This is a genomic window from Metapseudomonas boanensis, assembly GCF_018704125.1.
In the GTDB taxonomy this organism is placed as follows: Bacteria; Pseudomonadota; Gammaproteobacteria; order Pseudomonadales; family Pseudomonadaceae; genus Metapseudomonas; species Metapseudomonas boanensis.
The window spans coordinates 110,456-123,280 of the sequence record NZ_JAGTIS010000005.1 but is presented as its reverse complement, the minus strand read 5'-3'; the positions used below and the strand labels follow the sequence as shown (position 1 = coordinate 123,280).

Below are 12,825 nucleotides of genomic sequence, written 5' to 3'. Positions count from 1 at the left end.
CACCGAAACCCCCGCCAACCCCCACCCCCTGCCCCAGGGAAGGAGTCCACCCATGGACACCCTGCTCCAGCTCTTCTCCGACATCGGCGACGCCCTGATCCAGGCCGCCGCCCCCCACGGCGACTTCGCCGTGCTGTGGGCCTACGCCCTGGCCATCGTCTGGCCGTTCGCCCTGGTGTTCGCCACCCTGTTCGGCATCCTGCACATCGTCGAACGGGTCACCATCCGCCGCACCCGCAAGGGCATCGCCCAGCGTGCCCGCGCCCAGCGCCAGGCGCTGGACAACGACTGCCTCTAACCTCAACCCCACCCTCGAACCGGGAAGGAGTCACCCATGGCCGCCCGCACCGACGTGCCCGACGGCACCATGCTGGTCAGCTTCCGCCTGCACAACGAGCTGCGGGCAATCCGCCGCGCCCTCGGCGCCGAGAACCTGCCGTTGACCCGCGCCCAGCGCCGCGAACTGCACCAGCGCCTGACCGAGGCCCTGGAAGGCTTCTAGGACCCGCGCGGCGCCAACCTGTAGCCCCACCCTCACGCCCCCACCACCACTAGCGAAGGGGGCTGCCATGGACGCCTTGCTCCCGCCCTACCTGCAACTCGGCCAGACCCGAGCTTCACGCCGTCGACGGCGCCCCCGCTGGTGCCTGCCCTTGCCTACGTGCTCGTCACGCTGTGGCCGATTCTCGCCGCCCCGGCCCTGGTGCTCACGACCTGGAAAACGCCCCTCAGCAAGCTGCAGAGGGTGCAATGGATCAGTCTCGGTACACGGTCGCTAATCGACTCAAAGAGAGCCATTACCAGTTGAGGATCAGCATGAGATCGTCACCTAGTGGATGTCGGGCCGATATGTCCAACTGCAGTTCAAGCTGAATGGATGATCTTTAGTTGTCGCGAGGGAAGGGCCATTGCAGGCATCGACAAGAGCTCAATCAACAGATTGCAAGCGCAAGGCGAGCGCGGAGACTTGCGAATCTTTGGAGCGAATTTTCTCCTATCGCGCTAATATTCAAAAGTTTTAGCTCTGTAAGTCCATTTCGGAAAAACAATGGCATTGTGGATGGGGCCTTCTCGCGTCCCGGTGCATGAGGCCTTGTCAGGGCGCTACCGAATATCACCACAGAAAATATCGTAGCCACCGTCTGCGGGCGCCGTGCGAAGTACGATGGAGTAGTCGCCCGAGCGAAGTGTCGAGAGCGGCACGGGAGCGGACTTTGACAATCGCCAGACATCACCCTGGACGAGGCGGTAGGTAGTTATGGTCCTGTTCAGCTCATAGGCCGGCGAGGCGCCCGGATTCGCACAGGTTCCAGGGTAAATGAAGGTGTAAAGGTGGACGGGTCTTATCACGTAGAAAGGCACGCCACCGACCCTTAAAGAAATGTCCGTTTCATCTCCCAGAGGTGCGAGCGTTGCCCAAGCGATTTCCCCTGCGTTCCTCGGTGTGGCGTTCAATTTGACTGAGACGATCTCTTTCTTCGCATCGTTGGCTGGGCTTGCGCATCCGCAAAGGCCGACAGCGGCCATGATCAATACCAGGCATTTTGCTGCGTTCATTGCTGCCCTCCTGCTGTGAGAAGCGCCGTTGCAATGGTCACATTTTCACTATAGGTGCCGGCCTGACGGTGGGTGCTCCAGCCCTGCCCAGTGGTCACGGCTGAGATGTGCAGGCAATGAGGCCGCTATTTCAACAGATACCGCGGAGCTTGGTCAGAGCTCCCATAACCGCCGTGCTTAGCAGTCGTGGCAACCAAGGAAATACGCTTGGAGAAGCAGGCGAGACGGATCAACTGAAGGGTCCGCGCCACTACCGGTACGAAGTGAGGTACGCACGGTTTGCGCATTTCGGCATCGCGTACCTGATGAGATCGAATCTGGTCCTCGGTATTGGTTAGCTCCCTGACCCGAGTTCACGGGCCAGAGCGATGAAGGCGACAACCTGAATCGTCCTTGAACTTGGGCGGGGTTGCACCGTGACCGTTACTTCGCTGCTCTCCGAGAGTTTCTACACTTCTTGCACGGCACTCCTTCTTTTGCCATGCCTCCGAAGGTCCGGTGCAATGATGCGCCAGTCGGCGGAGAGGTCCGCGGCGATTCAATCCCAGTTTCGGCAGTGGTCGAGCCCACCATGCACCGGCAGCGGTGGTGCATTGGGCTCTCCCCATTCGACGTAGTGGAGTTTCAGGCGCCGCGATTCGAAGAATTTCAAAACTGGCAAATGGCTGGTCACGGGGCTCCAGTTTCAGCGCGGGTACTGGGCGTCATCGACGCGCAGGCAAATGCCGGTGACGAACTCGGAGGCCGGTGACACGAGGTAGAGCAGGGTGCTGTCCAGTTGCTCCGGCAGGCCCGCGCGTTTGCGCGGCAAGCGCTCGACCATGCGTTCGCGGAAGCGTGCCAGGCTCTCTTCGGTCATCTCGGTTTCGAACAACCCCGGGGCAATGGCGTTTACGTTGATGCCGTGCTTCGCCCACTCCAGTGACAGGGCTTCGCTCATGCGGATAACCGCAGCCTTCAGTGAGCAGTAGAACGCCGCACCCATGCCGCTGCTGTAGTGCAGGGCACCGACCGAGGCAATGTTGACGATGCGCCCAGGGCGGCCGGAGGCGATCAGTTGCCGGGCCACCTCGGTGGCGAGAATGTAGGGTGCGCGCAGATTGGTGGCGAAGAGTTCATCCATCTCCTCCAACTGAGTATCCAGCGCTGCACCAGTCCGCCCGATACCCGCGTTGTTGACCAGGATGTCGATGGTGCCGTGGGTTCGGGTCATCTCCTGGATGCACGCCGGCAGTGCAGCGGCGTTACGTAGGTCAAGGCATTCGACCAGGGCCTGGCCACCGGCTGCGGTGATTTCCTCGGCCACCTGCACCAGGCGCTCACGGCGTCGACCGCAGAGGATCACGCGAGCACCGGCCATGGCCAGCACGATGGCGAAGCGCCGGCCCAGGCCACTGCCTGCGCCGGTTACGAGGGCAAGTCGGTCGGACAGATCCACGCGCAGGGACACGCCCGCATTCAAGGATGCGTCGTTCATTTGTTTGTCTCCGTTTTGCGGAAGCGGCCGCGAACCCGGAGGGTCGCAGCCGCAGGGTGAGGGATCAGGCGGACTTGGGAACGAAGATCGACTTCGGCTGGGTGAACTCCATGAGCCCGGCGACGCCGTTCTCTACGCCGATGCCGGACTGCTTGTGGCCGCCCAGTGGCACCAGCGGCGAGGACTCCAGGTTCTGGTTGATCCACACGGTGCCGGTCTCGAGGCGCTTGGCGATCTCCAGTGCCTTGGCCACGTCCTTGCTCCACACGGCGCCGGCCAGGCCGTAGTCGCTGGCGTTGGCTCGGTCGATCACCTCGTCGATGTCGCTGAAACGCAGTAGCGGCAGGATCGGGCCGAAGGCCTCTTCGGCGACCACGCGGGAGTCCTCCGGTGGGTTGTCCACCAGGGTCAGCGGCATGAAGTAGCCGCGCTCAGGCACAGCAGCGCCCTCCAGCAGGACCAGGCCTGCGTCGCGCGCCTCATCGCGCAGCTGCAGCACGCGGCGGTACTGCGGCAGGTTCTGGATCGGGCCGAACAGCATGCCCGGTTGCATGCCGTCGCCGATCGGCAAGGTCTGCGCCAGCTGGTGCAGCTTGTCGCGCAGGCGCTCGTAAATGGACTCGTGGATGTACAGGCGCTTGCAGGCCACGCAGACCTGGCCGCTGTTGAAGAAGGCGCCCATGAACAGCTTCAGCGCCACCTCGTCGACGTCCACATCGGGAAGCACGATGGCGGCGTCGTTGCCACCCAGTTCCAGGGTGATGCGCTTCAGGTCCTTGGCTGCGGATTCCATGATGCGTTTGCCGGTAGCGGTGGAGCCGGTGAAGGAAATCTTGGCGAAGCCCTTGTGGCTGGTCATCAGCGGGCCCAGGTGGTCGCCGCCGCTGATGATGTTGAGTACCCCGGCGGGGAAGATATCTCGGGTCAGCTCACCGAGGCGCAGGGTGGTCAGCGGGGTGAAGGGCGAGGGTTTGAGCACCATGGTATTGCCCGTGGCCAGGGCGTGGGAGATCTTCCAGGCGGCCAGGAGGATTGGGAAGTTCCACGGCACCAGGGCGCAGACCACACCCAGCGGCTCATGGTGCACCTCGACACGGCGGGCGTCGGTTTCCTCGACCACTTCCACCGGCAGTTCCAGTTGGGCGATGCCGCGAATCCAGAAGGCAGCGCCGAGGATTTCCTCCTTGGCCATGGCCAGCGGGCGGCCATGTTCCAGGGTGAACAGCTCGGCCAACTCGTCGGCATGCTCGACCATGCGCTGGGCGAACTGCTGAAGCAACTTGCTGCGTTGTTCGTGGGTGGTGGCCTTCCACGCCGGGAAGGCCTTGCGGGCGCAGGCCACGGCCTGGTCCAGCTCTGCCTGCCCTGCGTCGGGAGCGTGGCCGATGACCTCGGCGGTAGCGGGGTTGATCACTTCCAGCAGGCGTTCGGTGGTGACGGGTTCTGCGCCTATGGTCATCTGCGCGGCAAGGGCGAGAGGCATGGTGACTCCTTCTAGGGCTCTTGTTGTTGTGGGTCCACCGGGACCTTGGCGATCCGGCGGGCGGGGAAATCGAATTATTTAACTACGGTAGTTAGATAAAAAATCAGCGTCAATCACCTGTTTGTCCTTTTTCAGGTGAGCTTGCAGCTTGTCATGGCCAGGGGCTTTTCAAATTAAATCTATTGCGGTTAGATTAATTGCACCTGGCGTCACTCCCCTTACGGAGCGCTCGGCACAGAACAACAACAAGGGCCCGGCCCATTGCCTTGAGGAACTGCAGATGCTCAATCCTGCTACCACCGCGGTGATCATTGGCGTCGGCGAACACGTCGATCGTCCCGCCGAGCTGCAACAAGCCCTGGAACCCCTGGCGCTCATGGAGCACGCCGCGCGCGCAGCTGAGCGCGACGCCGGCGTCGAACTGCTGGCGCAGGTGGAGTCCCTGGACGTAGTGGGGTTCGTCAGTTGGCGTTACCAGGACCCGGCCGCCAGCCTCTGCCAGCGCCTGGGAATGAATCCGTCCCGGCGGGTGAACGCCTCCATGGGTGGCGAGACACCGGTGCGCTTGCTGCATGAGGCTGCGCTGTGTATCGCCTCGGGTCAGACCCAGTGCGTGCTGATCGTTGGCGGTGAAGCCATGAGCTCGATTGGCAAGGCGCGCAAGCAGGGCATTCGCCTGGACTGGACGCCGATGGCAGACAAGGACAACGCCTGCCGCTTCGCCAATGACTCCATCGCCACCCGGCCGTTGGCCAGGGCGCTTGGCATCCGCGAGCCGGCGCAGATGTACCCGCTGTACGAGATGGCCTGGCAGGCGCGCCAGGGCATCGCACCGGCCCAGGGCCGCGAGATGTCGGCGCGGCTTTGGGCGCGCTATGCGCAGGTCGCCGCGAACAATCCTAATGCCTGGCTCGGCCAGGCGCCGTCGGCGGCGGCCATCGCCGAGCCAGGCGAGGAGAACCGCCTGATCTGCTGGCCCTATTCGAAGTGGATGGTGGCCAATCCCAACGTCAACCAGGCCTCGGCGATTCTCGTCACAAGCCTGGCCCGCGCCCGCGAGCTGGGTGTGCCGGAAGAGCAACTGATCTATGTCTGGGGTGGTGCCAACGCCAGCGAACCGGATGACTTCCTCGACCGTGCCGACTATTCCCGCAGTACTGCCCAGGAGGCGGTGCTAGACGCAGCGGTCGATCTGGTTGGCGGGCGTGCGGCAGCCTTCGACAGGCTGGAGCTCTACAGTTGCTTCCCGGTGGTGCCGAAGATGGCGCTGGCCAACCTCGGCCTGGATCCCGACGGCCCTCTGGAACCGACGGTATGCGGTGGCCTGAGCTTCTTCGGTGGCCCGCTGAACAACTACATGGGGCATGCCGCCTGCAGCATGGTCCGGGCCTTGCGCGAGCTGCCCGATGGCCGTGGCCTGCTGTACGGTCAGGGTGGCTTCGTCACCAAGCACCAGAGCCTGGTGCTTGGGCGGCGTCCGGCGGAATATCCGCTATCGCCCACGGCATCCCTGCAGCAGTTGGTGGATGTACAGCAGGGCGTGGTGCCGGCGTTGCTGGAGGACTACAGCGGACCGGCGCAGATCGAGACTTACACCGTACTGCATGCCCGCGATGGCCAGCCGCAACAGGGCGTGCTGGTGCTGCGTACACCCAAGGGCGCACGGACCATTGCGCGGGTCTGTCCGGAAGATGAAGAAGTCATGGCGCTGTTGCTGTCGCTGGAGCGCAACGCCGTGGGCACACAAGGCTTCGTCTATACCGACGTGTTCGGCAAGCCCCGCTGGCGTCTGCGTGAGACTGCTGAACCAGCTGCCTACCGCTACGCCCGCGTTGAGCGCCGCGATCACATCACCGTGGTGACCATCGACCGCCCGGAGCAGATGAATGCCCTGCACCGGGATGCGAACGCCGAGCTGGCGCAGATCTTCGACGATTTCGCCCGTGATCCAGAGCAGTGGGTGGCGATCATCACCGGGGCGGGGGAGCGCGCCTTCTCCTCCGGTAACGACCTGAAGTACACCGCCAGCGTCATGGCCCGGGGCGAGCGTGTGGAGGTGCCGGTAACCGGCTTCGCCGGCCTGACCGCGCGCTTCGACCTGAACAAGCCGGTGATCGCCGCCGTGAATGGCGTGGCCATGGGCGGCGGTTTCGAGATCGCCCTGGCCTGTGACCTCATTGTCGCCTCCGAGAATGCCTCGTTCGCCTTGCCGGAACCCAAGGTCGGCCTCGCAGCCCTGGCCGGCGGCCTGCTGCGCCTTCCGGAACAAGTTGGTCTGAAGCAGGCCATGGGGATGATTCTCACCGGGCGCACGGTGAAGGCCGATGAGGCGCTGGCGCTGGGGCTGGTCAACCAGGTCGTGGCGCCGGCGGAGCTGCTGGATGCGGCGCTGCACTGGGCCGAGCAGATAGTCGCGTGCAGCCCGATGTCCATCCGCGCTTCCAAGGAAGCGGTTCGCTGCGGCCTGGAAGAGCCTTCGCTGGAGCAGGCCTATCAGGCCCAGGGTGGTTACCCGGCGACCCGCGCGCTGTTCCGCTCGGCGGATGTGCTGGAAGGGCCGCGCGCCTTCGCCGAGAAGCGCAAGCCGCGCTGGACCTCGAACTGAGTGGAGGTCGGGCCATGAATATCCAATGGAGTGAACAGGAAGCGGCCTTCCGCCGCGAGGTCCAGGACTTCTTCGCCAGCGAGCTCGATGATGAGCTGTGCGCAGCGGGGCGCTGGATGACCAGTGTCTATGGCGATCATGAGCTCTGCCTGCGCTGGCAGCGCAAGCTGCTCGAACGCGGCTGGCTGGCGCCGGCCTGGCCGGTGGAGCACGGCGGCTGCGACTGGAGCGTGGCGCAGCATTACATCTTCGCTCAGGAGAAGGCCTACGCCGGGGCACCGCCGGTTTCACCGATGGGCATCCAGATGTGCGCGCCGGCGCTGATCGCCTTCGGCACGCCAGAGCAGAAGGCCTTCTTCCTGCCGCGCATGCTCAGCGGCGAGCACTTCTGGTGCCAGGGCTACTCCGAGGCGGAAGCCGGCTCGGACCTGGCGGCCCTGAGCATGTCGGCGGCAGAGGAGGGCGAAGAGCTGGTGTGCAACGGCACTAAGCTGTGGAGCACCCACGCCCACGTGGCCAACTGGGTGTTCTGCCTGGTGCGCACTTCGCGCGAAGACAAGCCGCAGAAAGGCATCACCTTCCTGTTGATCGACATGCACAGTCCTGGCGTTGAGGTGCGGCCGATAGTTTCCCTCACCGGCGAGCACATCCAGAACGAAATCCACTTCAGCGACGTGCGAGTGCCAAAGGCCAATGTGGTCGGCCGCATTGGCGATGGCTGGACGGTAGCCAAGTACCTGCTGGAGTTCGAGCGCGGCGGTGCCGCCTATGCGCCGCAGATGCTGGTGCGACTCGACGAGCTGCGCGAGTTCGCGCGCAGCGCGCCGGCCGACCGCGGCGGCTACCTGGTGGATGACCCGCTGTTCTCGGCTCGCCTGGCCGATGTCGAGTGTCAGGTCAACGCCCTGGAGCTGTACGAGCTGGAGACCCTCTCCACGCTGTCCCTCGGCGGCTCGCCCGGGGCCGCTGCCTCGGTGATGAAGATCCTCGGTACAGAACTGCAGCAGGCGGTCACCGAACTGGGCCTGGAGGTCGCGGGGCACTACGGCGCGGCCTTCCAGCCCCAGGCCGGGCGACCCGGTGGTCCGGTGTTGCGGCCCCACGCTGGCGCCACCTTCCTCGGCGAACGCACGGCAGCCCTGGCGCCACTGCGCTACTTCAACGAACGCGCCGGGACCATCTACGCCGGCGCCAACGAGATCCAACGCAACATCCTGGCCAAGACCGTCCTGGGTCTCTGAGCCGCGTCCGAATCCGCAGAACAAGAACGGCCTCGAGCCATAACGGGAATCAGGAGTCACAAAGTGAAAGGCATAGGCGCCGATGGCGAATACTGGGCCGCGCTCGCCCAGGGAAAATTGAAAATGCAGCGTTGCGACGGCTGCGGACACTGGAACTGGCCGGCGGTCTGGCGCTGTGGCGAATGCGGCAGCTGGGAGCAGAGCTGGCACGAAGTGGAACCGCGCGGCCGCATCTACAGCTGGACCCGCTCCTGGTACGACTTCGGTGCTCCGCGCGACCTTCCGGTGCCCTACGTCAGCGTCGTGGTGGAACTGGATGGCGCTGGTGGCAAGCGCCTGCTCGGCACCCTGGATACCTCTGACCTGGAACCGGCCATTGGTCAGCGGGTCAGCGCCCGGCCGCGCGCGGATGAATTCGAGGGCGAGCCGCTGCTGTCGCTGCGCTGGAGCCCCGATCATTCGACTCTCGCCGTAGGGGAGGGCCGTTGAGATGACCAGCCCGAACCTGATGGGAGCGGTATCCGTGGCAGGCGTGGGCCTGCGCCAGTACAAGCGTGGCAAGGCGCCGCTGCCGGAACAGGGCGTGCTGGTGCACGCGATTGTGGACGCTTGCGAGGACGCCGGCTTCGACCCGGCGCTGATCGATGGCTTCGTTTCCTACGGCGACGACAAGAATGAGCCGGTACGCCTGATGTCCGACCTGGGCACTCGCGAGTTGCGCCTCAACGCGCAGATGTGGGGTGGCGGCGGCGGTGGTATCGCCGGCGCTTTCGGCCTTGCCGCCTCGGCTATCTCCACAGGCCAGGCGACGGCTGTGGTGGTATTCCGCGCCCTGGTGCAGAACAACAGCGGCCGCATGTCGGCGGCAGTGATGCGCCACCACCTCAACGACCATCTTGTCGGTGCGGGGTTGGTGTCGCCGGCGCAGATCTGTGCCCTGCGCGCTCAGCGTCTGTACGAGCACCACAAGGTGCCGCAGTCAGTGGCGGAGGAGTTGGTGCGTGCCTCCTATTACCACGGCTCGCGCAACCCCGAGGCGACAGCCTTCGGCCAGCCCCTCGACCTCGACGCCTATCGTCACGGGCGCTGGATCGCCGAACCGTTCCGGCTGTTCGATTGCTCGCGTGAGAACGACGGCGCAGGTGCGCTGCTGCTGGTTTCCAGCGAGCGCGCCCGCGACCTGCGCAAGGCGCCGGTACGCCTGCTCGGCGTGGCCAACGGCACGGCCAAGGGCTGGGGCGATCTTTGCGAGAACGACCTGGATTACGCCTCGGCCGGTTTCCGACCCATCGCCCGGCGCCTCTGGGAGCAGACCGGGGTAACGCCGGCCGACGTTGACGTGGTGCAGCTGTACGAGAACTTCAGCGCCCAAGGCGTGGCCTCGTTGATCGACCACGGCTTCTGCAGCTACGAGAACGTCGCCGAGTTCATCCGCTTCGACAACCTGATCGCGCCGAGCGGCCGGCTGCCGGTGAACACCGCTGGCGGCAACTTCGCCCACGGCTTCGTCCACGGCATCGGCATGGCCATCGAGTCGGTGCGGGTGCTACGCGGCGAGTCGGCCAACCCGGTGCCCGACGCGAAGATCTGCCTGATGGCCGGCGGCCCTGGAGCTCCGACCGTGAGCTCGGCGCTGTTCGGCCGCGACGACCTGTAACCGGCTGCGACTGGAGGACATCATCATGTTGAACCCACCCCACTGCATCATCGTCGGCGGCAGCCACGCCGGCGCCCAGGCCGCAGCCAGCCTGCGCCAGGAAGGCTACACCGGGGCCGTCACGCTAGTCTCGGCGGAGGGGCTGCTGCCGTATCACCGGCCACCACTGTCCAAGGCCTTCCTTTGTGCCGACAAAGGTGACGAGGAGCTGCTGATCCGCCCGGCCGAGTTCTACGAGCGGCAGAACATCGAGGTGCGCCTCGGCACCCGTGTTACCGAGGTGGATGCGCCGACCCGCAGCCTGCTCTGCGACAACGGCGAGCGCCTGGACTACACCCAACTGATCCTGGCCACCGGCGCCGACGTGCGCCGCCTGGCGCTGCCCGGTGCCGAGCTGCCCGGCGTTTGCTATCTGCGTACCCGAGACGACGTACTGAAACTGCGCGAGTTCATGCGTCCGCAGGGACGCGCGGTGATCATCGGTGCTGGCTACATCGGCCTGGAAACGGCGGCTTCGCTGCGCAAGCAGGGCATGCAGGTGACCGTGCTGGAGGCGCAGTCGCGTGTCCTGCAGCGCGTCACGGCGCCTGAGGTATCCGAGTTTTATAGCCGTGTGCATCGCGAGGAGGGCGTGGAGATCATCCTGGACGCCGCTCTCGAGTGCATCACCGGCGAAGGACGTGTGGAGGCCGTGCTGCTCGCCGACGGCCGGCGGCTGCCCGCCGATCTGGTGGTCGTGGGAATCGGCGTGCTGCCCAATGTCGAACTGGCACGACAACTGGGCCTGGACTGCGACAACGGCATCGTCGTCGACGAGCAGGCTCGCACGGCCTGCCCCGACGTGTACGCCGTGGGCGACTGCACCCGTCATCACAACCCCATCTACGACGCCTGGCTGCGTCTGGAGTCGGTGCAGAACGCCACCGACCAGGCGCGGGTTGCGGCTCAATCCATCTGCGGTAAACCGGCGGCCTACCGGGCACTGCCCTGGTTCTGGTCGGACCAGTACGACCTCAAGCTGCAGATCGCCGGGCTCTCGGCGGGCTACGACCGCGTGGTGATCCGTGGCGATCACCACCAGGGCCGCAGTTTCTCGGCCTTCTACTTCCACGGCGATCGCCTGCTGGCGGTGGACGCGGTGAACCGACCGAAGGAGTTCACCTTCAGCAAACGCTTCCTGGCCGAAGGCCGCACGGCCGATCCGCGCCTGCTGGCCGACGAATCGGTCGATTTCCAAGCCTGTTTCAATTGAGAGGCCCCCTATGCCGCTGATTACTTTTGTCGCCCACGACGGCTCCGCCTACGAGGTGGAGGCCGCGACGGGCAGCAACCTGATGCAGGTGGCGCTGGCCAACGGCATCGACGGAATCCTGGGTGAGTGCGGCGGTTCTTGCAGCTGCGCGACCTGCCACTGCTACCTGGACGAGAAAGACTACGCGCGACTGGAAGCGCCCAGCCGCATCGAGCGCGAGATGCTGGACTGCGTGGCTGAACCGCACGCCACCAGCCGCCTGGGCTGCCAGGTGGTGGTGAACGCGGAGATGGACGGCATGGTGGTGCACATGCCGGCCTCGCAGTACTGATGCGCCCCGCCCTGAACACAAACACAAGATCGAGGAGATGGTCAGCATGATGCCGCGGATGATTTTCGACGCCGAGCATGAACAATTCCGGGACAGCGTGCGGCGCTACGTGCAGGGCGAAATCGCCCCGCGCGCCGAGGCCTGGCGCAAGGCCGGGCGGGTAGACCGGCAGGCCTGGCGCGACCTTGGCGCGCAAGGCTACCTGCTGATGTGGGCGCCGGAGGAGTACGGTGGCCTGGGCATCGACGACTTCCGCTACGACCAGATCCTCTATGAGGAGAACGTCCGCCATGGTGAGGTCGGTTTCTACATGCAGCTGCATTCGCGCCTGGTGGCGCCCTACATCGGTCATTTCGGCAGTCCCGAGCAGAAGGCGCGCTTCCTGCCCGGCTGCATCAGCGGCGAAACCATCCTCGCGGTGGCGATGACCGAGCCGGGGGCCGGTTCAGACCTGGCCGGCATGAAGATGCGCGCGGAGGACAAGGGCGACCACTGGCTGCTCAACGGTTCCAAGACCTATATCTCCAACGGCCTGATCGCCGACGTGGTGCTGGTGGCGGCGCGTACCGTGCCGGACTCGCGCTACGGCATCGGCCTGTTCCTGGTGGAGGAGGGCATGCCCGGCTTCAGCCGTGGGCAGAAGCTGCACAAGATGGGCCTGGACGCCCAGGACACGGCGGAGCTGTTCTTCCAGGACGTGAAAGTGCCCAAGGCCAACGTGCTGGGCGACGCGACCAAGGGCTTCAGCTACATGATGCAGGGCCTGGCCGAGGAACGCCTGACCGGCTCGGTGCTGTCGCTGGCCAGCGCGCAGACCGCCTTCGACCTGACAATGGAGTACATACAGGAGCGCAGCGCTTTCGGCACCACCATCGGCAGCTTCCAGAACTCGCGCTTCAAGATGGCCGAGCTGCGCTCGCAGCTGGACAGCGTGCAAACGTTCCTTGACCAGTGCGTGCTGCTGCACAACCGCCGCGAGCTGAGCGGCGAGGTGGCGGCGCAGATCAAGCTGCTGACCTCGGAGCTGGAAGGCAAGGTGATCGATGAATGCCTGCAACTGTTCGGCGGTGCCGGCTATATGGAGGAATACCGTATCTGTCGCATGTATCGCGATGCCCGCATCACGCGGATCTTTGCCGGCACCAGCGAGATCATGAAGGAAATCATCGGCCGCAAGCTCGGCCTGGATGACCGCCGGCGCTGATGCGCCGGCTTTTCTGCG

12 protein-coding genes are annotated in these 12,825 nt (G+C 65.1%); 9 read left to right on the top strand and 3 right to left on the bottom strand.

All coding sequences use genetic code 11. From position 1 onward, the window contains the following. Positions 1–52 precede the first annotated feature (52 nt). Both J7302_RS11575 and J7302_RS11570 read left to right on the top strand, forming a co-directional pair. Positions 53–298 (top strand): hypothetical protein, encoded by a 246-nt coding sequence (locus J7302_RS11575; RefSeq protein WP_215374117.1) that lies wholly within the window; start codon positions 53–55, stop codon positions 296–298. 36 nt (positions 299–334) lie between these two features. Next, complete coding sequence (locus tag J7302_RS11570; protein WP_215374114.1) at positions 335–502, top strand: hypothetical protein; 168 nt, start codon at positions 335–337, stop codon at positions 500–502. A gap of 602 nt (positions 503–1,104) precedes the next feature. Here the strand turns inward: J7302_RS11570 and J7302_RS11565 are convergent. The 3 genes from J7302_RS11565 to J7302_RS11555 form a co-directional block, all read right to left on the bottom strand. Beyond that, positions 1,105–1,557 carry a hypothetical protein gene (locus J7302_RS11565; protein WP_215374110.1) on the bottom strand — a complete coding sequence of 151 codons (453 nt, stop codon included), beginning with the start codon at positions 1,555–1,557 and terminating at the stop codon, positions 1,105–1,107. A 685-nt stretch (positions 1,558–2,242) separates the two neighbouring features. Further along, a complete protein-coding gene (locus tag J7302_RS11560) occupies positions 2,243–3,034 on the bottom strand; it encodes an SDR family NAD(P)-dependent oxidoreductase (protein WP_215374106.1) in 792 nt (263 codons plus the stop codon). Positions 3,035–3,098: 64 nt separating this feature from the next. Next, on the bottom strand, positions 3,099–4,517 hold the full coding sequence (locus J7302_RS11555) for an aldehyde dehydrogenase family protein (protein WP_215374103.1): 1,419 nt from the start codon (positions 4,515–4,517) through the stop codon (positions 3,099–3,101). Between the two features lie 280 nt (positions 4,518–4,797). Between J7302_RS11555 and J7302_RS26480 the strand changes: the two genes are divergently transcribed. The 7 genes from J7302_RS26480 (at position 4,798) to J7302_RS11520 (ending at position 12,807) form a co-directional block, all read left to right on the top strand. Continuing rightward, the gene (locus J7302_RS26480; RefSeq protein WP_251702019.1) at positions 4,798–7,122 is read left to right on the top strand and encodes an enoyl-CoA hydratase-related protein; all 2,325 of its coding nucleotides are present in this window, start codon (positions 4,798–4,800) and stop codon (positions 7,120–7,122) included. Positions 7,123–7,136: 14 nt separating this feature from the next. After that, complete coding sequence (locus J7302_RS11545; protein WP_215374099.1) at positions 7,137–8,363, top strand: acyl-CoA dehydrogenase family protein; 1,227 nt, start codon at positions 7,137–7,139, stop codon at positions 8,361–8,363. Between the two features lie 63 nt (positions 8,364–8,426). Continuing rightward, the gene (locus J7302_RS11540) at positions 8,427–8,852 is read left to right on the top strand and encodes a Zn-ribbon domain-containing OB-fold protein (protein WP_215374096.1); all 426 of its coding nucleotides are present in this window, start codon (positions 8,427–8,429) and stop codon (positions 8,850–8,852) included. Position 8,853: 1 nt separating this feature from the next. After that, positions 8,854–10,020, top strand: a complete 1,167-nt coding sequence (locus J7302_RS11535; RefSeq protein WP_215374092.1) for a thiolase C-terminal domain-containing protein — start codon at positions 8,854–8,856, stop codon at positions 10,018–10,020. A gap of 25 nt (positions 10,021–10,045) precedes the next feature. Next, positions 10,046–11,272, top strand: a complete 1,227-nt coding sequence (locus J7302_RS11530) for an NAD(P)/FAD-dependent oxidoreductase (RefSeq protein WP_215374089.1) — start codon at positions 10,046–10,048, stop codon at positions 11,270–11,272. Between the two features lie 10 nt (positions 11,273–11,282). Continuing rightward, positions 11,283–11,603, top strand: a complete 321-nt coding sequence (locus J7302_RS11525) for a 2Fe-2S iron-sulfur cluster-binding protein (protein ID WP_215374086.1) — start codon at positions 11,283–11,285, stop codon at positions 11,601–11,603. A gap of 49 nt (positions 11,604–11,652) precedes the next feature. Continuing rightward, complete coding sequence (locus tag J7302_RS11520) at positions 11,653–12,807, top strand: acyl-CoA dehydrogenase family protein (RefSeq protein ID WP_215374759.1); 1,155 nt, start codon at positions 11,653–11,655, stop codon at positions 12,805–12,807. The last annotated feature ends 18 nt before the right edge of the window (positions 12,808–12,825 follow it).

What these genes read in the sequence shown, in the direction of transcription:
- J7302_RS11575 (WP_215374117.1), top strand. Translation starts at nt 53, where the DNA reads ATGGACACCCTGCTCCAGCTCTTCTCCGACATCGGCGACGCCCTGATC.
- J7302_RS11520 (WP_215374759.1), top strand. Translation starts at nt 11,653, where the DNA reads ATGCCGCGGATGATTTTCGACGCCGAGCATGAACAATTCCGGGACAGC.
- J7302_RS11565 (WP_215374110.1), bottom strand. Translation starts at nt 1,557, where the DNA reads ATGAACGCAGCAAAATGCCTGGTATTGATCATGGCCGCTGTCGGCCTT.
- J7302_RS11560 (WP_215374106.1), bottom strand. Translation starts at nt 3,034, where the DNA reads ATGAACGACGCATCCTTGAATGCGGGCGTGTCCCTGCGCGTGGATCTG.
- J7302_RS11535 (WP_215374092.1), top strand. Translation starts at nt 8,854, where the DNA reads ATGACCAGCCCGAACCTGATGGGAGCGGTATCCGTGGCAGGCGTGGGC.
- J7302_RS11555 (WP_215374103.1), bottom strand. Translation starts at nt 4,517, where the DNA reads ATGCCTCTCGCCCTTGCCGCGCAGATGACCATAGGCGCAGAACCCGTC.
- J7302_RS26480 (WP_251702019.1), top strand. Translation starts at nt 4,798, where the DNA reads ATGCTCAATCCTGCTACCACCGCGGTGATCATTGGCGTCGGCGAACAC.
- J7302_RS11525 (WP_215374086.1), top strand. Translation starts at nt 11,283, where the DNA reads ATGCCGCTGATTACTTTTGTCGCCCACGACGGCTCCGCCTACGAGGTG.
- J7302_RS11570 (WP_215374114.1), top strand. Translation starts at nt 335, where the DNA reads ATGGCCGCCCGCACCGACGTGCCCGACGGCACCATGCTGGTCAGCTTC.
- J7302_RS11545 (WP_215374099.1), top strand. Translation starts at nt 7,137, where the DNA reads ATGAATATCCAATGGAGTGAACAGGAAGCGGCCTTCCGCCGCGAGGTC.
- J7302_RS11530 (WP_215374089.1), top strand. Translation starts at nt 10,046, where the DNA reads ATGTTGAACCCACCCCACTGCATCATCGTCGGCGGCAGCCACGCCGGC.